This is a genomic window from Thetidibacter halocola (genome assembly GCF_018224955.1).
GTDB lineage: Bacteria > Pseudomonadota > Alphaproteobacteria > Rhodobacterales > Rhodobacteraceae > Thetidibacter > Thetidibacter halocola.
Genome location: NZ_JAGTUU010000011.1, coordinates 73,089 through 93,803, shown reverse-complemented (window position 1 = coordinate 93,803; position 20,715 = coordinate 73,089). Strand labels below are relative to the sequence as shown.

10 protein-coding genes and 3 pseudogenes are annotated in these 20,715 nt (G+C 67.0%); 2 read left to right on the top strand and 11 right to left on the bottom strand.

All coding sequences use genetic code 11. The annotated features are described in order from the left end of the window. Nucleotides 1-124: 124 nt before the first annotated feature. The 10 genes and pseudogenes from KB874_RS21835 to KB874_RS21785 all read right to left on the bottom strand — a co-directional run bounded on the left by KB874_RS21835 (nucleotide 125) and on the right by KB874_RS21785 (nucleotide 16,588). Entirely contained in the window at nucleotides 125-6,472 is a 6,348-nt protein-coding gene (locus KB874_RS21835) for an Ig-like domain-containing protein (RefSeq protein WP_212538684.1), read from the bottom strand. A gap of 527 nt (nucleotides 6,473-6,999) precedes the next feature. Continuing rightward, nucleotides 7,000-8,013, bottom strand: a pseudogene (locus KB874_RS21830) (IS5 family transposase). Next, nucleotides 8,011-8,780: pseudogene (locus tag KB874_RS23055) on the bottom strand (IS3 family transposase); the annotation flags it as partial. The pseudogenes KB874_RS23055 and KB874_RS21830, both read right to left, overlap by 3 nt. Before the next feature lie 79 nt (nucleotides 8,781-8,859). Further along, nucleotides 8,860-9,444, bottom strand: a pseudogene (locus KB874_RS21815) (ANTAR domain-containing response regulator). 196 nt (nucleotides 9,445-9,640) lie between these two features. Next, on the bottom strand, nucleotides 9,641-11,530 hold the full coding sequence (locus tag KB874_RS21810; RefSeq protein WP_212538682.1) for a bifunctional sugar phosphate isomerase/epimerase/4-hydroxyphenylpyruvate dioxygenase family protein: 1,890 nt from the start codon (nucleotides 11,528-11,530) through the stop codon (nucleotides 9,641-9,643). Continuing rightward, nucleotides 11,527-12,372, bottom strand: coding sequence for a shikimate dehydrogenase family protein (locus KB874_RS21805; protein WP_212538681.1), 846 nt, complete (start codon nucleotides 12,370-12,372; stop codon nucleotides 11,527-11,529). The genes KB874_RS21810 and KB874_RS21805 overlap by 4 nt, the downstream gene beginning before the upstream one ends. Nucleotides 12,373-12,374: 2 nt before the next feature. Beyond that, nucleotides 12,375-13,877, bottom strand: a complete 1,503-nt coding sequence (locus KB874_RS21800) for a tripartite tricarboxylate transporter permease (RefSeq protein WP_212538680.1) — start codon at nucleotides 13,875-13,877, stop codon at nucleotides 12,375-12,377. Beyond that, complete coding sequence (locus KB874_RS21795; protein WP_212538679.1) at nucleotides 13,874-14,440, bottom strand: tripartite tricarboxylate transporter TctB family protein; 567 nt, start codon at nucleotides 14,438-14,440, stop codon at nucleotides 13,874-13,876. Before KB874_RS21795 ends, KB874_RS21800 begins: the two co-directional genes overlap by 4 nt. 101 nt (nucleotides 14,441-14,541) lie before the next feature. Next, a complete protein-coding gene (locus tag KB874_RS21790) occupies nucleotides 14,542-15,543 on the bottom strand; it encodes a Bug family tripartite tricarboxylate transporter substrate binding protein (protein ID WP_212538678.1) in 1,002 nt (333 codons plus the stop codon). 118 nt (nucleotides 15,544-15,661) lie between these two features. Beyond that, nucleotides 15,662-16,588, bottom strand: coding sequence for a LysR substrate-binding domain-containing protein (locus KB874_RS21785; protein ID WP_212538677.1), 927 nt, complete (start codon nucleotides 16,586-16,588; stop codon nucleotides 15,662-15,664). A 115-nt stretch (nucleotides 16,589-16,703) separates the two neighbouring features. Between KB874_RS21785 and KB874_RS21780 the strand changes: the two genes are divergently transcribed. Beyond that, on the top strand, nucleotides 16,704-18,389 hold the full coding sequence (locus tag KB874_RS21780; protein ID WP_346346588.1) for an FAD-dependent oxidoreductase: 1,686 nt from the start codon (nucleotides 16,704-16,706) through the stop codon (nucleotides 18,387-18,389). Next, complete coding sequence (locus KB874_RS21775; protein WP_212538675.1) at nucleotides 18,386-19,216, top strand: sugar phosphate isomerase/epimerase family protein; 831 nt, start codon at nucleotides 18,386-18,388, stop codon at nucleotides 19,214-19,216. Before KB874_RS21780 ends, KB874_RS21775 begins: the two co-directional genes overlap by 4 nt. Here KB874_RS21775 and KB874_RS21770 read toward each other — a convergent pair. Continuing rightward, nucleotides 19,195-20,592: a hypothetical protein gene (locus KB874_RS21770; RefSeq protein WP_249200733.1), complete on the bottom strand. Its 1,398-nt coding sequence runs from the start codon at nucleotides 20,590-20,592 to the stop codon at nucleotides 19,195-19,197. The two genes, KB874_RS21775 and KB874_RS21770, sit on opposite strands and share 22 nt — an antisense overlap. Nucleotides 20,593-20,715 lie beyond the last annotated feature (123 nt).

Here is a 20,715-nt window from a genome sequence, read left to right as displayed (position 1 = left end):
CGAGCCGTGACAACCGCGTTCATCCACGGAAGGCACCGTTGGTCAGGCCCATTCGGGGTGATCCCGCCGTTCCCGCCCGACACGCGATGCGGGCAGGGCAGGCGACCCAGGCGGCTGGTTCGCGTCACGCGATATCGAAGGACGAAACCGCCGCAAGATCGGCGATGAACGCGTCGGACAGCATTTCGTCGTAGATCTCCACATCCGCGATCTGGCCCGAGAAAGGGTTGGAAAACGCGCTCGATCCGGTTGCACTGCCCCAGCCGAGGCCGCCGACCTGCAGCCACTCGACATTGGTTTCCCAATTCATCACAAGCGGGTCGCTGTCGATCAGGGCGCCGTTCACATACAGCGCAACCCCGGATGCGCTGAAGGTCGCCGCGACCTCGTATTCCTCGTTCGGGTTCAGATCCGCGAACACGAAGGTCACATCGTCCGCCCCGTCCTGAAAGCGAAGCTTGAGGTCGCCGCGATCGACATAGGCCGCGAAATGGTTACCGCCGCCTACGAAACTCGACGCATCCCTCACGACCAGTCCCTGCCGGATCCCGGGATCGCCGTCGATGAACGAGAAGGCGATGGTGCCCTCGGCAATGGCAAGCGGCAGGTCGCCAGGCGCATAATTGTCGACATCCGCGGATGCGCCGGAATAGGTCGTGACCCCGCCTTGGACAAAGACCGGAACCGGCAGGACAGGCTCCTTGGAGACCGTCACGGTGACCGTCGCCGTATCGGTCGGTCCGGCCCCGTCGCTGACAACATAGGTGAACGTGTCCTCGCCCAAGAACCCGACGGGCGGGGTATAGGTCAGCATGCCATCGCCATTGCCGGTCACGCTGCCACCATTCGCCGATGCCGCGTCGAAGGACTGGATCACCAGCGTGTCGCCATCGACATCGACATCGTTGCCAAGAACGTTGATCGTCGCGGTCCCGCCCGCCTGCATGCTGGCCAAGTCGTCGTTCGCAACCGGATCGTCCTCGACCGGGTCCACGGTTACGGCGACCAGCGATTGGGCAAAGCCGCCTGCACCGTCGCCGATGAGCACGCCAAAGCTGTCGAAGCCGAAATAGTCCGGACCGGGCGTATAGGTGACGGTTCCGGCCGTTGCATCGTAGACGGCCGTGCCGTTCTGCGGCTGCGAGGCCAGGCCCTCGAACGAGAGTGTATCGCCGTCAGGGTCGGTGTCTCCGTCCAGGATCTCGCTGACCGTGATCGCCGCCGGGGTATCTTCGCTTGTCACCAAGGTTTCGTCATCCGGAACCGGAGGCGCGTTGCCGCCCGCGGGCTGGACCGCCAGTTCTGCGATCTGTGTCGCGTCGAGCGCGGTGTCGTAGACCTGCATGTCGGAGATGGTGCCTTCGAACGGCGCGTCGAAGCCGGGCTGGCCGGTCTGGCTGCCCCAGCCGCGGCCGCCCCACTGGATGTACTCGACATTGCCGCCACCGCTCCAGTCCATGACCAACGCGGACGTGGCGACTGCGACGCCGTCGAGCCAGACCGTCCCGCCGCCGGCGTCGAAGGTGACGGCGACCTCGTATTCGCGGTTCGCCTCGATGCCGTTGACCTTCACCGTCTCGGACGCGGCGCCGTCCTGGAACCGCGCGGTCAGCACCGTGCCGTCGAGATACAGCGCGAAATGGTTGCCGCCGCCCGCGAACCCGGAGGCGTCCTTGGTGAACAGCCCCTGCGCGCCGTTGGTATCCGCCGCCGTGAAGGCGAAGGCGATGGTGCCTTCGGCCAGCGCATAGATCGCGTCATGCGGCAGTTCCAGCACCGCGGCCGCGCTGCCATCGAAGCTTCGCGCCCCGGGCAAGTCGAAGACCGGCTGCGGCAGGGTCGATACAGGATCCTCCGGCACGATCGGGCTGGCGGTGTTGAAGAAGTAGTCCACCTTGGCGTCGAAGCCGCCGGCGCCGTTGGTGCTGCCGGCGAAGGGGCCGATCGCGTTGACCTCGATCGCCCGCGTCACCGTGCCGGCGGTGACATAGCTCACGCCGTCGGTGGAATAGGCAAAGGTGAACTCGTCGCCGACCCGCGTCACCCGCAGATAGGGCGCCTCGCCGCCGGGGATCGTCACGTTATTGATCGCGATCGATGACGACCCGTTCACCGTCACCGCCGCGAAGGCGATCAGGTTCGTGCCGTTCGAATAGGTGTCGAACCGCATCCAGGTGTTCGCGTCCTGCTCGACCAGGATGCCCTGGAACTCGTTGCCGTCGACCGGCACCGACAGGAACCGCGCCTCGACCTCGAAATCGGTGTCCGCCACCGCCTGCAGCAGCCGCGCCGCGTTGTTCTGGTTGAACGCGTCGTAGTTCCCAGCCGGCGTCGAGAGCCGCACGAACTTCTCGTCCCCCTCGACCCCCAGCGCGACCGAGGTGCCCGCCGGGCCGGCCTGCGTCCAGATCCCCGACAGCGCGGGGTCCGAGAAATCGTCCGACACCGGATCCGTCAGAGCCGCGAGAACCGTGATGGCGACGGCGCCCTCGTCGGTGGCGCTGCCGTCGCTCACCGTGTAGGTGAACCCGTCGGATCCGTCGAAGCCCGGGTTCGGCGTGTAGTCGAACGTGCCGTCCGGGTTCAGGCTCAGCGTGCCGTTGACCGGGCCGCTCAGGACCGCGGCGGTCAGCGGGTCGCCCTCGGGATCGCTGTCGTTCGCCAGCACGTCGCCCGCCAGCGGCACACCGGGCCCGGTCGAAAACGCGTCGTCAACAGCCACGGGCGGTTGGTTTACGCCACCACCCGCCAGTTCTGCGATCTGTGTCGCGTCGAGCGCGGTGTCGTAGACCTGCATGTCGGAGATGGTGCCTTCGAACGGCGCGTCGAAGCCGGGCTGGCCGGTCTGGCTGCCCCAGCCGCGGCCGCCCCACTGGATGTACTCGACATTGCCGCCACCGCTCCAGTCCATGACCAACGCGGACGTGGCGACTGCGACGCCGTCGAGCCAGACCGTCCCGCCGCCGGCGTCGAAGGTGACGGCGACCTCGTATTCGCGGTTCGCCTCGATGCCGTTGACCTTCACCGTCTCGGACGCGGCGCCGTCCTGGAACCGCGCGGTCAGCACCGTGCCGTCGAGATACAGCGCGAAATGGTTGCCGCCGCCCGCGAACCCGGAGGCGTCCTTGGTGAACAGCCCCTGCGCGCCGTTGGTATCCGCCGCCGTGAAGGCGAAGGCGATGGTGCCTTCGGCCAGCGCATAGATCGCGTCATGCGGCAGTTCCAGCACCGCGGCCGCGCTGCCATCGAAGCTTCGCGCCCCGGGCAAGTCGAAGACCGGCTGCGGCAGGGTCGATACAGGATCCTCCGGCACGATCGGGCTGGCGGTGTTGAAGAAGTAGTCCACCTTGGCGTCGAAGCCGCCGGCGCCGTTGGTGCTGCCGGCGAAGGGGCCGATCGCGTTGACCTCGATCGCCCGCGTCACCGTGCCGGCGGTGACATAGCTCACGCCGTCGGTGGAATAGGCAAAGGTGAACTCGTCGCCGACCCGCGTCACCCGCAGATAGGGCGCCTCGCCGCCGGGGATCGTCACGTTATTGATCGCGATCGATGACGACCCGTTCACCGTCACCGCCGCGAAGGCGATCAGGTTCGTGCCGTTCGAATAGGTGTCGAACCGCATCCAGGTGTTCGCGTCCTGCTCGACCAGGATGCCCTGGAACTCGTTGCCGTCGACCGGCACCGACAGGAACCGCGCCTCGACCTCGAAATCGGTGTCCGCCACCGCCTGCAGCAGCCGCGCCGCGTTGTTCTGGTTGAACGCGTCGTAGTTCCCAGCCGGCGTCGAGAGCCGCACGAACTTCTCGTCCCCCTCGACCCCCAGCGCGACCGAGGTGCCCGCCGGGCCGGCCTGCGTCCAGATCCCCGACAGCGCGGGGTCCGAGAAATCGTCCGACACCGGATCCGTCAGAGCCGCGAGAACCGTGATGGCGACGGCGCCCTCGTCGGTGGCGCTGCCGTCGCTCACCGTGTAGGTGAACCCGTCGGATCCGTCGAAGCCCGGGTTCGGCGTGTAGTCGAACGTGCCGTCCGGGTTCAGGCTCAGCGTGCCGTTGACCGGGCCGCTCAGGACCGCGGCGGTCAGCGGGTCGCCCTCGGGATCGCTGTCGTTCGCCAGCACGTCGCCCGCCAGCGGCACACCGGGCCCGGTCGAAAACGCGTCGTCAACAGCCACGGGCGGTTGGTTGCCCGGCGATCCGACGTCATCCTCCGGCACGATCGGGCTGGCGGTGTTGAAGAAGTAGTCCACCTTGGCGTCGAAGCCGCCGGCGCCGCTGGTGCTGCCGGCGAAGGGGCCGATCGCGTTGACCTCGATCGCCCGCGTGACCGTGCCGGCGGTGACATAGCTCACGCCGTCGGTGGAATAGGCAAAGGTGAACGCGTCGCCGACCCGCGTCACCCGCAGGTAGGGCGCCTCGCCGCCGGGGATCGTCACGTTATTGATCGCGATCGATGACGACCCGTTCACCGTCACCGCCGCGAAGGCGATCAGGTTCGTGCCATTCGAATAGGTGTCGAACCGCATCCAGGTGTTCGCGTCCTGCTCGACCAGGATGCCCTGGAACTCGTTGCCATCGACCGGCACCGACAGGAACCGCGCCTCGACCTCGAAATCGGTGTCCGCCACCGCCTGCAGCAGCCGCGCCGCGTTGTTCTGGTTGAACGCGTCGTAGTTCCCAGCCGGCGTCGAGAGGCGCACGAACTTGTCGTCCCCCTCGACCCCCAGCGCGACCGAGGTGCCCGCCGGGCCGGCCTGCGTCCAGATCCCCGACAGCGCGGGGTCCGAGAAATCGTCCGACACGAGTTCTGCCGGGGCGCCGAGAACCGTGATGCTCACCGAGGCCGTATCGCTGAGACCCCCGTCGCTCACCGTGTAGGTGAAACCGTCGATCCCGTCGAAGCCCGGGTTCGGCGTGTAGGTCAACGTGTCGCCGCTGCGGATCAGGCTGCCATTTGAGGGCAGGGTGAACCCATCGAATCCCGGCGTCTGTCCTCCGCCGGCAATGTCATTTGCCAGGAGGTCGGCCGGAATGTCGATGAACAGCATTTCACCGAAATTCGTCGTGAACGCATCCGGCACGGCGTCCAGTTCACCGGTATTGATCGCAAGGAAAAAACTGCTGGATATCGATTGCGCCCCGTCCTCGCCACCATCGGCCAGCGTGAAGGCGAAAGTGTCGTTTGTCCCGGAGGTGCCGTCGTGGACATAGGTTAGCAGGCCGGCATCGACATCCGCCTGGGTGAAGTTGCCGCCAGCCCCGAGCAGACCACCACCGAGACGCAGTTCCCCCGAAGTCGGCAAGGTATCCAGCGTATAGATAAGGCTTGACGGATCGTCATCGACATCAACGGCCTGGAGGCGCGTGTTGTCGATCACGACGCTGCTTCCCTGCGTGACCTGGGCCGACTGGCCCCTTGTCTGGAAGTAGACGACGACTTCGCCGCTGTCTCGCAGCGCGGCGATCACGTCGGGCAAGCCGTCGAGATTGACGTCGAACGTATCGACACCATACGCGCCGGGCGCTGTGGCATCCAGGGCGCTGCCGGTGAACGTGCCGGTGCCGTCGTTTAGGTAAAGGTTGATCGCATCGCCAAGACGCGCCGTCGCCAACAGGTCGATGTCGCCGTCAAGGTCGACATCGCGCGCCACCACCGAGCGCGCGCCCGCAACGGCGGTATCGATCGCGATCTTGGTAAAGGTCTGGTTGCCGTCGTTCTGGTACCACGCCAGCGTGTTGTCCTTGTGTCCGACCGAGACGATATCGACGTCGCCATCTCCATCGAGATCGGCTGCAACGGCGAAATAGGCGCCATCGATGGTCGCATCCACGGTCTGGGCGGTGAAGTTCTGTTCTCCGTCGTTCAGGTAGAGCCTGACAAAACTGCCCCGGTTCCAGGTTCCGATGATGTCTACGAAACCGTCGCCATTCACGTCCGCGGGCACCGCGGTCTTTGCCCATTTCAAGGACGCATCGACCGCGAAGGCGGCAAAGTTCAGCGCGCCATCATTCTGATACCAGGCGATGCGGTTGCCGTCCTGATCGGCCACGACGACATCCATGTCGCCGTCGCTGTCCATGTCGATGCCGAAGATGCTGTGCGCCCCGTCGGCGACCAATGTCGCGCCGAGGGAAAAATTGCCTACCCCATCGTTGACGTAGATCCGGTACTCGTCCTGCCCGTAGCCACCGGCGAGGACATCTATGAAGCCGTCACCGTTCATGTCCGCCACACTGACCGGATAGGCCTGAAGGAAGGATGCATCGATCACGATCTTGGTGAAGCCCAGTCCACCATCGTTGCGGAACCACGCGACGGTGTTGTCGTCCTCGGCCGTCGAGACGAGGTCGATGTCACCGTCGCCGTCGAAGTCGGCGGCCGCGACGGCATGTGTTGCGGTCATCGTGTTGTCCACAACGAACTTTTCGAAGCTGAACGTATCGGTCAGTAGGATGGGCGATTCATTTGGCATGGCTGCGGTCCGGAAAAGTCATGTTTCTTTGGAAAACGAGGTGCGAGATACATCGGGTGGAAAGGATGAAATACCGGGCAAAGGCCCGGATGTATTACACTGCGTCCTGGTAGGGCGGGACGTCTTCCCGTGTCACGGGGAACCGGTCAGGCCAATGCCTGTTTGCAACGCCGTCGATCGTCGGCCAGGCTTCCGGATACGTTGATCAAGCCGTTCAATATCTTCGGGAAACATCCCGGTAAGGAAATACCAGTCATCTATACTCTTTCTACTAGCTCAACTTAAGACAGGTGCGTTTCTTCTGATTTGCCCGAAGCCTGTAAGTCTCTCCCAAGACCAGACGGCCCGCCCTGAACCGCCAACCGTCAATCTCAGCGTGACCAAAGGCCACTTCCACGATACCTGTTACAGGAAAAAAGATGCCTCACAACATTAATACGCTAACCAGAAAAGCACCTTTTTGCAAGCGCATCGGCATTGTTGCAGAAGTCACGCTTAAGGCGCGACTGCCCCTTTCCCAGCTGACGTCAGGCCACGCGGACGATCTCGGCGGTGCCGAGGGCCGAGAAACGGTTCATGAGGGCGATGCGGATTTGGATTTCGGCGGTCTGGCGGTCGGGGTCTCTCGCGGCGATGCGCTCGCCGAAGGCTTTCAGGCAGCGCCTCCTCGCCTCGATCCGGCTGCGGGCGTGGTATCCGGTCCAGCGTTTCCAGAATGCTCGGCCGCAGTATCGCGTCGCGCGCAATGTGTCGTTGCGGACCTTTGCGGCCGGACAGTCCCCTTTCCAGGGTCAGCCGTTCTTGCGGATGGGAATGATCGGGATGGCGTCACGCTCTATGATGGCGCTGTGGCAGTGGCGCGTGTCGTAGGCGCCGTCCACTGCCCGGCAGGCGATTGCGAAGCAATCTGCCGAGAGGGGCGGTGACGGTGCCGATCGGTTCGTCCGCCGGGATCTGGCCGAGCAGGTCCGGCAGCACGGGGCTGTCGCTGTCGCGGCTTGGGGTGAATTCGACGGCGCGGATGTCGGATGTGGCCGGGTCCATGGCGAGATGCACCTTGCGCCATTGGCGGCGGCCCTGCACCCCGTGTTTGCGGGCCTGCCATTCGCCATCGCCGAGGAACTTGATCCCGGTGCCGTCCACTGCCCGGCAGGGCATTGCGCAGCACTGTCCCGAGAGGGGACCAGCAGGTTGAGCGGCCCGTCGGCACGGCGATAGGGAACCTGCACGGCCAGGGGCTTCTGCCTGCGGCACAGGGTGGAGAAGTCCGGAACCGGCCAGTCCAGTCCCGCTAACCGGAGCAGGCTGGCCACCATCCCGGCGGTCTGGCGCAACGGCAGTTTGAAGAGAACCTTGACCGACAAGCAGAACTGTATGGCCGCATCGGAGAAAACCGGCGGACGCCCGGGCCGAGCGTCACGCGGCGCGCGCGATGTCATCTCCTTGTCGACCCCGATCAGCAGCGATCCCCGCTTCCGCAGCGACGCGTTGTAGCTGGACCAGTTCGTCGTGCGATAGCGCGCGGGAGACGGCTCGCCCACGTCACCGGAGTTGAGCCTTCGCTTCACACGTATCATCAGGACCTCTCTGGTGTATTCATCGATGATGTTGAGCATGCGGTAGACGCGCCCGTCCGCCGTCCGGTCCTGCACGAAGTCATAGGACCAGACGTGGATTTGGCGGTCCGGTCGCAAGCGCACGCAGGAGCCTTCGGTCAAGCAGAGCCGCTCTCGTTTCTTCTGTTTCGGCGGGGCCTTGAGCCCTTCGCGTCGCCATATCCGTTCCACGCGTTTTTGGTTCACGCACCATCCGGCCTGAACCAGCATTCCGGTGATCTGCCGGTAGCCGTAACGGCCGTAGAGCCGGGCCAATTCGATGATGTCCGCCGTCAGGCGTTCCTCGTCATGACGACCTGCAGGAACCTTGCGCTGCGTGGATCGATGCTGCCCCAGGGCCCGACAGGCGCGGCGCTCGGAAACGCCCAGCTCCTGCCGGATATGGACGATGCAGCGGCGGCGACGCGAAGGGCTCGGTCGTTTCCCTTCGCAGCCTCGGACAGGATGAGCGTGTCCAGCGTCAGATTCGCGACCGCACGCCGGAGCCGGGTGGTCTCCTGCTCAAGCTCTTTCAACCGTTTGAGTTGGTCGCGGGTCATCCCACCATACTCACGCCGCCAGCGGTAGCAGGTCTGCTGGGTCACGCCGATCTGTCGAACCGCGTCCGCAATCTTCGCGCCTTGGCCCTGCAGCACTTCGACCTGCTGCGGCGTCGTGATGATGTCTTCGGGCTTCTCTCGTTTGCCTGCCATCGTCGTGGTCCTCCGTGATACGGGATAAACTATCCCGAGGAGGCGACCACTTCAGTGGGGCAACACCACGGGATCGACTTCACGACAACAGCCTCGATGCGGTCGCGAGGGCTTCGGCCACCTCGGCCAACCGCCGGCCCTGGTCCATCGGCGTCTTGCGCAGCATGGCATAGGCCTCGTCCTCGCCGATGCCACGGGCCTTCATCAGCAGGCCCTTGGCGCGGTCGATGACCTTGCGTTCCTCCAGCGCGCGGCGGGACTCTGCCAACTCGGTGCGCATCTGCCGGATCATCTGGAACCGCGTTACGGCGGCCTCGATGATCGGCGCCAGGCGGTCGGGCTTAAGCCCGTTGACCACGTAGGCCGACATCCCGGCCTCGACCGCCGTGCGCGCCAGCCCACCCAGCGCCCGAATCGACGAACATGGCCACCGGCCGGTCCAGCGGCCCCGAGGCCAGTGTCAGTTCCTCGAGCATGTCGCGCGTCGGGTTGCCGGCGTCGATCAGCACGATGTCCGGTGAATGCCTGGCGATCTTGCGCGCCAGGCCCGAGGCCGACCCGATCACGTGGATCTCTAGTCGCCCGACTCCTTCAGGGCGTCCACGATCGACACCGCCCGGTCGCGGTCCTCTTCGACGATGACGATGGTCAATGGTTCGGGCATGGCCTCTTGTCCCAGCGCGTCCCGGGCTCTGCAGGGCGGATCCCGCCGGCGGCCCCGGCCACGCTGCGCAATGACCAAGTCCTAGCCGCTTGCAGGATGCGGTTGCGGCGCCGGGTTGACGCGGACCGACAGGCCGGAAGCGTCGATGAGCCGTGCGACGCTGTCCAGCCTGGCCGCAACCCGGCGCCCGGTCCGCTTAGCGCCTCGGAACCCCCTTGGCCCGCATCAGCCGTTTCTGCGCCGCGATCCGGAACGGCGCGTTGGGCGCGCCATAGCCGTCGTAGCCGTCCAGGCGCTGGACCACCTCGAAGAACAGGCCGCCGCCGAAGGGGCGCGAGTAGAACTGGTAGAACCGGCCCCGAGCATCCTCGTCGTAAAGAATGTCATGTGCCTGCAGCGCCTGCAGCGCCTCCGCGCCCAGGTCGAACCTGGCTGCCAGGTCGCGGTAATAGTTGTCCGTCATCGGCAGCGGACGAAACCCGAGATCGGCCATGCGCCGCGCGCTTGCAAATATGTCGTCGCTGGTGAAGGCCACGTGCTGCACCGCGCCGCCAAAACTCTCGGCGAGGAAACTGCCGGCCAGCGTGCGGTGCGTCTCGGCGCCGTTCAGCGTGATGCGCGCGGCACCGTCGGGGGTGCGGATGGCCTGGCTGCGCACCAGCCCGTCCGGGTCGATCACGTCGGTCATCGCCGAGGGCTGCATGTCGAACAGCGAGGTGTAGAACAGCGACCAGCTGAGCATCTCGTCATAGCTCATTGTCTCGGCCAGGTGGTCGATGCGGCGCAGGGCGGCATCCGGGGCAGGGCCCTTGTCGCTGCCCCGGAACTCGACTGACCAGACTGCGGACAGGCCGCTGGTCTCGTCGATGAAATGCAGCACGCTCCCGCCGACGCTGCGGATCGCGGGAATGTCGAACTCGCCCGGTCCCACCGGCTGGTGGAACAGGTCGGCGCCCAGCGCGATTGCGCGTTCTGTCGTCGCCTCGGCGCTGGCGACGCTCAGGCCGACATCGCAGATGCCCGTTCCGCTGGCGGTATAGGCATGGTCGGCAAACCCGGTGGTTTCCTCGTTCAGCACGATGCGGATATCCGCCTGCTGCCATAGCGTGACGGCCTTCGAGACATGCCGCCCGGCCTCGGCAAAGCCCATGCTGCGCAACAGGTCGCGCAGCGTCTCGGCCTCGGCGCCTCGGGTGGCGAACTCGACGAATTCCACGCCCTGCACGGCGACCCGCGTCGGGATCTCGGGCAGGTTGGGCCAGGCGCCCGGCTCCAGCCGCCGCACGTCGTCCATCGCTGCCACCAGCGAGCGGTGGCCGTCGCGGGCCAGCCCCTCGGGTCGGCCGCCGCGGAACTGGTCGTTGAAGATTTCCAGGCTGAGCCAGTCGTCATAACCGGTCGCGGCGACAGCGCGCAGGAAATCCGTCACCGGCAGGTCGCCCTCGCCGGGCATGTTGCGGAAGTGGCGCGACCAGTACAGCAGGTCCATCTCGATCAGCGGCGCGTCGGCCAGCTGGACGAAGGTGATCTTGTCCGCCGGGATGCGGCGGATCGTGTTCGGCTCGATCCGGCGGGCCAGCGTGTGAAAGCTGTCCAGGATCAGCCCGACATTGGGATGGTCGGCACGGCGCACGATTTCCCACGCGTCGCGGTGGTCGTTGACGTGGCGGCCCCAGGCCAGCGCCTCGAACCCGACCTGGATGCCATAATCCGCCGCGATGGCGCCCAACTCGGCGAAATCGTCGGCCGCGCGGTCGATGCCGCCCAGTGCCTGCGGATGGCAGGACGAACAGACCAGGATGCGGTTCGTGCCCAACTCGGCCATCAGGTCGAACTTGTGCCGCGCCCGGTCGAAGGCGCGGCGCCGCAACTCGCCGGTCAGCCCCTCGAAGTCGCGGAAGGGCTGGAAAAGCGAGATCTCCAGCCCGTGGTCGCGGATCATTGCGCCGATGTCGCTTGCGCTGCCCTCGTCCGCGATGAAATCCTGCTCGAAGATCTCGATCCCGTCGAAACCGGCCTTGGCGATGGCCGCCAGCCTTTCGCGCAGCGTGCCGGGGATCGAGACGGTGGCGATCGAGGTCTTCATGCCGCTTCCGCCTCGGTTTGCAGGCTCGCGCGCAGCGCGGCCTCGTCCAGCGGCCTGGCCGCGAAATGCGCCCAGGCGTGCACGCCCTGCCAGAAGAACAGCTCGTAGCCCGAGATCACGTCCAGCCCCGCCGCGGTGGCATCGGTCAGGAACTCCGTATCGACCGGCGTATAGACCGCGTCAAAGGCCCACGCGGCGCCCTGCATCGCCTTCGCGGGCAGGGGGGTGCCGCCGTATCCCACCATGCCGACGGGCGTGCCGTTGAGCAGGCCCTGCGCGCCGCGCGCCGCCTCGGTCGCGTCCGTGTGGATCACGATGCGGGTGAGCTTGCCGGTGGCGCGCAGGTCGGCGGCGAGCGCCTCGGCCTTGGCCGCGTCGCGGTCGACCAGGCGGATTTCCTCGGCCCCCAGCGCCAGCAGGCCAAAGGCCAGCGCCCGGCCCACGCCGCCGGTCCCGATCAGGCAGCAGATGCCCGGGGCGGCCGTGCGTGCGCCGCGATAGGCTGCAATGAAGCCGCTGTAATCGGTGTTGAACCCGCGTGGGCCGTCGGCGTCGAACAGTACCGTGTTGACCGCGCCGATCGCCGCCACCAGCGGGTCGTCGATCCGCACCTTGCGCGCGGCGCGCTCCTTGTATGGATAGGTGACGTTTATGCCACGATAACCACGCTCCGCGCAGCGGTCGAAGACGGCGTCGAACTCCTCGCCCATGTCCTTTGGCACCAGACGGTCGTATTGCACGGTCATGCCGTTCTGGTCACCGGCCAGCCGGTGCAGGACCGGCGCGCGCGAGCGGGCGATGTTGTCGCCGATCAGGCCCAGCCTGAGGTCGGGAGCGGTCATGGTCAGGACTCCTTGAACAGCTTGGACTTGCCCCAGCGCCAGACCGGCGTCTGCGACACGAAGACGAGGATCACGGCGACGAACAGCACCAGCGACAGCGGAGAGGTCACGACGCCTTCGAAAAAGCGGCCCAGGTCCTCGCGTTCCGAGATGATCGCGCGGCGCCAGTTGTCGTCCAGCAGGCGCGACAGGATCACCCCCAGGATGACGGGGCCCAGCGGATAGCCGTAATGTCGCATGAAATAGCCGAAGATGCCAAACCCGAGCATCCAGTAGACATCGGAGATCGAGTTGTTCACCGCGAAGGCGCCGACGATCGACAGCAGCATGATCAGCGGGATCAGCACCGACCGCGGCATCTCGACGATCTTGGTGAACAGCCTGATCCCGGTCAGGCCGAATAGCAGCATGAAGAAGTTGGCGGCCACCAGGCATCCGACGATGAACCAGAACATGTCGGGCTGGTCGATCATCAGCATCGGGCCGGGGTTCAGCCCGTGGATGAACAGCGCGCCGATCATGATCGCCGTGACTGCGTCGCCGGGAATGCCCAGCGTCATCATCGGGATGAAGGCCCCGCCGACAGCGGCGTTGTTGGCGGTCTCGGGGGCGACAAGCCCCTCCATCGCGCCCTTGCCGAAAGGCACCTCGGGGTTCTTGGTCACGCGCTTGGCGTGGTCATAGGCCATCAGCGCGGCGATGTCGCCGCCGGTGCCGGGCAGGGCGCCGATCACCACGCCGATGCTCGATGTCTGCAAGGACAGCGGCAGGTGCTTTTTCACCGTCGCCAGCGACGGCACGATGCGGGTGATCTTCTGCCGCACGGCGTCCTTGTCGACATGGTGCAGTTGCAGCAGCGCCTCCGAGACGCCGAACATGCCGATCATCACCGCGATGAAGGAAATCCCGCCCTCCATCAGCCGCAGGTCGAAGGTGAACCGCTCGGCAAAGGTCAGCGGGTCGCGCCCGACCGCGCCGATGGCGATGCCCAGCGCGCCGGCGAAGATACCCTTGACCAGGCTGCCCTGCGACAGCGAGCCCACCAGAAGGATGCCCAGGATCGCCAGCAGCATGTAGTCGCGCGGCTGGAACTTCAGCGCGAAATCCGACACGAAGGGGGCGGCCAGCGCCAGCACGCCGATGCCGATGAAGCCGCCGATGAAGGACATGACCGTGGTCACGCCGATTGCGGTGCCCGCCTCGCCGCGCTGCGCCATGGGATAGCCATCCAGCGCGGTGGCGATGGCCGAGGGCGCGCCGGGGATGTTCAGCAGGATCGCCGTGCGCGATCCGCCATAGACCCCGCCCATGTAGATGCCGATCATCAGGGCGATGGCCGGGTGCACGTCCCAGGAAAAGGTAAATGAGATCAGGATCGACACGGCCATCGTCACCGACAGGCCGGGAATCGCGCCCACGTAGACGCCGGCGAAAGTGCCCAGGCCCACCAGCAGCAGCAATTGCGGCTGCGTGAGAACCGTCAGGAAATCCATCAGCGCGGTCATTGCGCACCCCCTTGGAACAGCGACCGCAGCGCCTGCACCATCTCGGCCTCGGGGACGATCCCGGCGGGCATGAGAACGGAGAACACGATGCGGAAGATCAGCCACGTGATTGCCAGCGCAGCCAGTGACACGCCCAGCGTCCAGCCCCAGCTGCGCCGGCCGAGGTATTTCACCGCCACGATCAGGAAGATCGCCGAGACCGGCAGAAAGCCCAGCGTGCGCAGGAACAGCCCATAGGCCACCAGCAGGACGGCAAAGACGATCACCGTCAGGGGCAGGATGTCGCGACGCAGCGTCTCGGTGCTGTCGAGCGGCATGCGCAGGGTCTTCAGCGCGACCATCGCGGCGGTGACGACCATGACCGCGGTCGTGGCCATCGGGATCGCCCCGGGTGAGGACAGCGCCTCGAAGCCCGCAATGCCGTAGGCGTTCCACAGCAGGATGGCGCTGGCCCCCAGCAGGAACAGGGCAAAGGCCAGTTCTCCGGGGCGGCGCTTGTCGGCCTCGCCTCCGGGCGTGGCGTCGGACGTGCCGTCATGGTGGTCCGGATCGATCTTTTGCATGGGGCCCTCCTCCCGATGGGCGACAAGAAAAAGGGCGCCGCACTTCGCGCAGGAAATGCGACGCCCTGTCGTCGGCGGATGTCAGGATCCGCCCGCCAGGATCACTGGCCGGGACGCGCGATGCCGAACTCCTCCGGCGAGGCCTTGGTCAGGCCGGCATCCTGGAGCAGCCATGCGGTGCCCTGCTGCCACTTGGACAGGAAGGCGTCGGCCTCGGCGCCGGAAATGCCCATCAGGGTGAACCCGCGGCCTTCCATCAACTCGATGAATTCCGCGTTCTTGGCAGCTTCGGCATAGGCGGCCGACAGCTTGGCCACCACGTCGTCCGGCGTGCCCTTCTTGACGAAGACGCCAAAGAACGGACCCCAGGGCAGGTAGGTGGCATAGCCGGGGCTGACTGCGGCCACGCTCTGCACCCCGGGCAACTTGTCGTTCTCGGTCAGGTCGACCACGGCCAGCGCCTTCATGTTGCCGGCGCGGACAGCTTCGATCGCGGCGCCGAGGACGGCGGGCATGACGTCGATCGCGCCGCCCTGAAGGCCGGTCAGCGCCGGGCCGTCGCCGTCATAGGGCACGGCGATCACGTCAAGCTCGCCCTCGACGGCATTGATCATCGCCGTCACGACCGAGGGCAGTCCGCCCGGGCCGGTCGAGCCGAAGCGGACCTCGCCGGGGTTCGCCTTGATATAGGCGATCATCTCGGCATAGGTGTCGAAGGGCGCGTCGTTGTTGGCGACCAGAAGCGGCGTGCCACGCGCCAGCAGGCTGACGGGAATGAACTCGCCGTAGTCCCGGTCGCCCAGGCCCATCACCTTGTAGAGCATCGGGTTTTCCGCGCCCATCAGCAGGGTATAGCCATCGGCGTCCGCCTCGGCCACGTAGTTCAGCGCGATGGCGCCTACGGCGCCGGTCATGTTCTGCATGACCACGCTGCCGCCCAGGATTTCCTCGGCATGCGGCGTCACCGATCGCATCACCGTGTCGGTAGAGCCGCCGGCCCCCCACTGGATGATGCCCTGGATTTCCTTCTCGGGGTATTCGGCCGCGGCGAAACCCGCGGTCAGGGCCAGTGCCGCAACGGCACCGAACAGAATGCGCTTCATGGTATCCTCCCTTAGCGTCGTTTTCGTGGACCCACCCGGTCGGGTGGCCGACACGTCAGGGATCGCCGATCAGGCGCGTAACGTCAAATACCAAGGCTGCTGTCTGATGAACATGATGTTACGGGCGGGCGCGCATCGAGGGGCCGTCCTCGACTGCCTTGGCCAGTTCGCGCCGGAATTGCTGCACGGTGTATTCCGCATAACCCGACAGGACACGCCCTTTCTTGCGCACCACCTGGATGGTAACGCCACTGGGTTCGGCCAGCGGGCGGCGAGTCACACCGGGCATGTAGACCTCTGCGACCGAGAATTCGTCGATCAGCGCCACGCCCAGCCCGTGCCGCACCAGGCTGACCACGGTCTGGGCAAAGCGGCCGCGCATCGCGTGACGCACCGGCAGGCCCTCCCGCTCGAAGGGTTGGGCCAACAGGCGGCCATAGGGGTCAGCCGGATCGATGCCGATCAGCGATTCCCGTGCCAGGTCATGCACCGAGATCGTCTGTTGCGCGGCCAACGGATGCCGGTCGGGCACGATGGCCACCAGCCTGCCCTCGGCCAGCGTCTCGTTCTCAACCGCCGGGTTGTCGATCCGCGAGGACATGATGACGAACTCGCCGCGTTCCAGCAGCAGATAGTCCAGCGTTTCCTCGATCTTGAGGATGTTGAGGTCGATGAACAGCTCGGCATAGCGCGCCCGGACGCGCTGCATCACGCGTGCAGCGATGAACTGCGCCACCGACGGGGCCGAGGCAAAGGCCAGTTGCACCTCCTCGCCCTGTTGCAGCGATCCGACGGCGCGTTGCAGGTTCTCCACGCCCTTGTAGACCTCGCGCAGCTGGTCGAAGACGCGGCTGGCCTCGACCGAGGGCACGAACAGCCCGGCCTTGCGCTCGAACAGGCGGATGCCCAGTGACTCCTCCGTATGCTTTACGAGACGGCTGATGCCGGGGGCCGAGACGTTCAGCAACTTGGCCGCGCCGCTGATCGTGCCGGTCATCATCACGGCGCGGATCACCTCGATCTGGCGCAGGGTCATTTCGGGCATGGGGGATCCTCCTGTGGCGCATGTTAACGTCATGTTACGCAGGCGCAAGAACAAGCATTTGACGTTAGCCCTGTCCCCCTCGACAATCGCCGCATCCAGGCAAAGGGGCGCGGTGGTGGACAGGCAGACATGCGATGTGCTGGTGGTGGGCGCCGGCGCGGCGGGGCTGGCCGCGGCGGTGACGGCCGCGCACTACGGCGCAAGCGTGATCCTGGCCGAGAAGGCGCCGGTGATCGGCGGCACCAGCGCCTGGTCGGGCGGCTGGATCTGGGTGCCCTGCACAGCGGTCGCCCATCGCCACGGCATCGTCGAGGATATCTCCGAGCCGCGCCGCTACCTCTCCGCCGTACTGGGCAACGGGTTCGATGCGGACCGTGTCGATGCCTTCCTGGCCGCCGCGCCCGAGATGGTGGATTTCTTCGAGACGCGGACCGCGCTGCGCTTCGATTGCGGCGCGCGCATCCCCGACACCTATGGCGACCTGCCAGGCGCGGGCACAGGCGGTCGATCGGTCATCGCGCAGCCCTTCGATGGGCGGGCCTTGGGCGCGGATATCGCGCTGCTGCGCAGGCCGCTGCCCGAAACCGCGTTCCTCGGTATGACGATCCAGGCCGGGCCCGACCTGCGCGCCTTCCTGACGGCGACGCGCTCTGTTTCCTCGGCGCTTTACGTCGCGCAGCGGCTCGGCCGGCATCTGTGGGATCTGGCTCGCCACGGGCGCGGGATGCAGCTGCGCAACGGCAATGCGCTGGTGGCACGGCTATTGAAAAGCGCGCGCGATGCGGGTGTCGACATCCGGCCGTCGCACCCGGTGCAGCGCCTGACGCGTGACGCGGACGGCGTCACCGGAGCCGTGCTGCAAGGCCCTTCCGGCCCGGTCGAGATCGCGGCGCGGCGCGGCGTGATCCTGGCCGCCGGGGGGTATCCGCAGGACGCGGCGCGCAAGTCCGCCAGTTTCCCGCACCCTGGCCATCATCGCACCCTGGCGGTGCCCGAGGCCACCGGCGACGGCCTGGCGCTCGCTGAGGCGGTGGGCGGCGGGCAGGCGACCGACCTTGCCGCTCCGGCCGCCTTCTGCCCGGTGTCCGAGGTCGTCTGGCCAGATGGTCGCAAGGGCACGTTTCCGCATATCATCGACCGGGGCAAACCCGGCGTGATCGGCGTGCTGGCCGATGGTCGGCGCTTCTGCAACGAGGGGCTGGGCTATCACGACTATGTCCGCGACATGCTGCGCGCCCTTCCAGAAGGGGCAGAGCCCATGTCGTGGCTGGTCTGCGATCACCGTTTCCTGCGCCGCTACGGGCTGGGGATCGTGCGCCCCGCGCCGGTGCCTGTCGGGCCGTGGATAAAGTCCGGCTATCTGAAAACCGGCGCCACGCCACGGGCGCTGGCCACCGCCTGCGGCATCGACCCGGATGGGCTGCGCGAGACGCTGGAGACCTTCAACACATTTGCAAGGCGCGGCGAAGACCCGGCGTTCCACCGTGGCACCACGCCTTACATGCGCCTTCAGGGCGATCCCGACATCACCCCCAACCCCTGCCTCGCCCCGATCGAGACCGCACCCTTTTACGCGGTCAGGCTCGTGCCCGGCAGTTTCGGCACCTTCGCGGGGTTGCGCACCGACTGCCTCGCGCGAGTGCTGGATCACGCAGGCCAGCCTGTGGCGGGGCTGTATGCGGCGGGCGCCGACATGGCGAGCGTCATGGGCGGGCATTATCCGGCGGGGGGCATCAACCTTGGTCCTGCGCTGACCTTCGGTTTCGTCGCGGGACGACATGCGGCGGGGGGCGCGGCATGACACGGCTTCTGTCTCTGGCGCATCTGACGGCCATCGACCTTGCACCGCCCGACCTGATCCATGCCGCCGCCGATGCAGGCCTCGACGCGGTGGGCCTGCGGCTGCGACGGGTGACGCCCTCCAGCCCCGGTTATCCGCTGGTGGACGACCCCGCCTTGATGCGCGCGACTCGCGCTGCGCTGCGCGACACGGGGCTTGCGGTTCATGACGTGGAATTCGTCCGGATCGAGCCGGACACCGACCCAGAGACGCTGATCCCGTTGTTGGACGCAGGCGCCGCGCTGGGCGCGCACGAGGTCATCGCGGCGCCCTACGATCCAGACCTGTCGCGCCTTTCCGACCGGCTGGGCGCGCTGGCCGATCTGGCCGGGGCGCGCGGCCTTGGCGTGTCGCTGGAATTCTTCCCCTGGACGGTGGTGCCCACGCTCGAGGCGGCGGTGGCGCTGGTCGAACGCGCCGGGCCCAGGGTCGGACTCCTGCCCGACAGCCTGCATTTCGACCGCTCAGGCAGCCGCCACGAGACGCTCGCAGCCTTGCCCGCGCAGCGCTTGCGCTTTGCTCATCTCTGCGATGCGCCGGTCAACCCGCCCTATGACGAGGAGGCGCTTCTGTTCGCGGCGCGCGCCGAACGCCTGCCGCCGGGGCGTGGCGGGATCGACCTGGCGCGATTCCTCGCGGCGATGCCGCCGGACCTGCCCCTGGGGTTGGAGGTGCCGCAGACCACGCGCATGGCCCAGATCGGCGCGGCGGCGGTGATCCGCGAGACGGCGCAGGCGGCGCGGGCCTTCCTGGCGGCGTTGCCGGATCAGGACAGGACGAAACCGTAGAGCAGCACCCAGCCGGTCAGGACCAGTGCGGTGACCAGGAAATAGCCGCCATTCCAGCGCAGGCCCACATGCGTCGCGCTGACATTGGCGAAAGAGCCGATCAGCAGCGTCGTCGCGGTAAAGGGCGAAGTCGCCCCGCTCAGCGCCCAGCCCGCGCCGATGGCGGTGACCAGCGCCGCAGGCGTCACGCCCAGCGTGGCCGGGTCGGGGATCAATGGGGCAATCAGCGTCACGCCCAGGATCGGGTTCATTCCGATCTGGCCCAGCAGCGGGATGATCCAGACCATCGACGCCAGCACAACCCAGGCGGGCAGGGCCGTCGGGTCCAGCCCGAGCGACAGCACGATGGGTTGCAGCAGCGGCGCGCCGACGGTGCCGATGTAGCCCGCCATCATCAGCAGCACCAATTCGCCGCGATACCCGGGCAGTTCCTGTCCCAGGTAGTGCCGGGCGCGCTGTCGCAGCGAGGCCTCGGCCCCGACACCCAGACGTTGCAGGATCGCCCAGGCCAGCGCGATCACCGGCACCACCACCATCACGATGCCGACGATGCGCAGGCCCAGCGCCAGGTGCAGGCCCAGCACCGTGACCGCCAGCAGCACCAGCAGGAACAGCAGCGGCAGCAGCAGGCTCCACGAGCCGTCCGGCGGCTTGCGCGGCGGCAGCGGGCCGAGGCGCGGCTTGAAGATACTGTCCATCGACCAGCCGCTGAGCGCGATGATCGCGGCGGACCCGATGCCGGGCAGCACGGCGGCGGCCCAGGTCGCACCTGGGATCAGCGCCGTGGTGATCGCCATGGCGAAGGCCATCGGCGACCAAGGCAGCGAGGCAAGAAAGCCGCGCTGGATCGCCAGCAGCATCCGCCGCATCCGATGCGTGCGGATGCGGGGGTCGGGCTCGGCCCGCGCGGATTGCGTGGCCAGCCCGCCGAGGAGGGAAATCGAGCCGTAGTTGATGAGCAGCGCGAACATCTGCCCGCCCAGCGTCAGCGCCGCATAGCGCCGCCCCGGCGGCTGCGCGGCCAGGAACAGGCCCGCCCGGCGCAGCGCGGGCGAGGTCTCGGCCGCGTTGCGCAGGGTCGAAAGCGCGGTGAAGAAGGCGGCGATGAAGGCGGCCTTGTCGAGCCCGTTCAGTGACAGGGCCCACCAGTCCAGCCCGGCCAGCGCCAGCCAGGCCGACAGGCCGATTCCGGCCAGAACGAAGGCCTTGCGTGTCAGTTTCACCCGCAGGCTCAGCAGGGCGAGGATCAGAAGGGCCAGCGCCTCGATCGGCGCGGCGGGCACGGCCGCGCCCCATTCGCGCAGGGCAAAAAGCACGGTCAGCCCGATCAGGCACACGGCTGCCGCGCGGTCGATCATCTCGGTTCCAGTCCCCATTGTCCCCTTTTGAGGGGAAGGAATGCGCGAAACCGCCCTTGGTTCCCGCGATGCGCCCCGCCTTGGCGCGTGGCCTGGCCCTGCCTAGCACCGGCCGGGCGCGGCGGACAAGGCGCTGCCGGC

Coding starts and splice junctions, on each gene's coding strand:
- KB874_RS21810 (WP_212538682.1), bottom strand. CDS start 11,530: ATGAAGACCTCGATCGCCACCGTCTCGATCCCCGGCACGCTGCGCGAA.
- KB874_RS21790 (WP_212538678.1), bottom strand. CDS start 15,543: ATGAAGCGCATTCTGTTCGGTGCCGTTGCGGCACTGGCCCTGACCGCG.
- KB874_RS21770 (WP_249200733.1), bottom strand. CDS start 20,592: ATGGGGACTGGAACCGAGATGATCGACCGCGCGGCAGCCGTGTGCCTG.
- KB874_RS21785 (WP_212538677.1), bottom strand. CDS start 16,588: ATGCCCGAAATGACCCTGCGCCAGATCGAGGTGATCCGCGCCGTGATG.
- KB874_RS21800 (WP_212538680.1), bottom strand. CDS start 13,877: ATGACCGCGCTGATGGATTTCCTGACGGTTCTCACGCAGCCGCAATTG.
- KB874_RS21835 (WP_212538684.1), bottom strand. CDS start 6,472: ATGCCAAATGAATCGCCCATCCTACTGACCGATACGTTCAGCTTCGAA.
- KB874_RS21805 (WP_212538681.1), bottom strand. CDS start 12,372: ATGACCGCTCCCGACCTCAGGCTGGGCCTGATCGGCGACAACATCGCC.
- KB874_RS21795 (WP_212538679.1), bottom strand. CDS start 14,440: ATGCAAAAGATCGATCCGGACCACCATGACGGCACGTCCGACGCCACG.
- KB874_RS21775 (WP_212538675.1), top strand. CDS start 18,386: ATGACACGGCTTCTGTCTCTGGCGCATCTGACGGCCATCGACCTTGCA.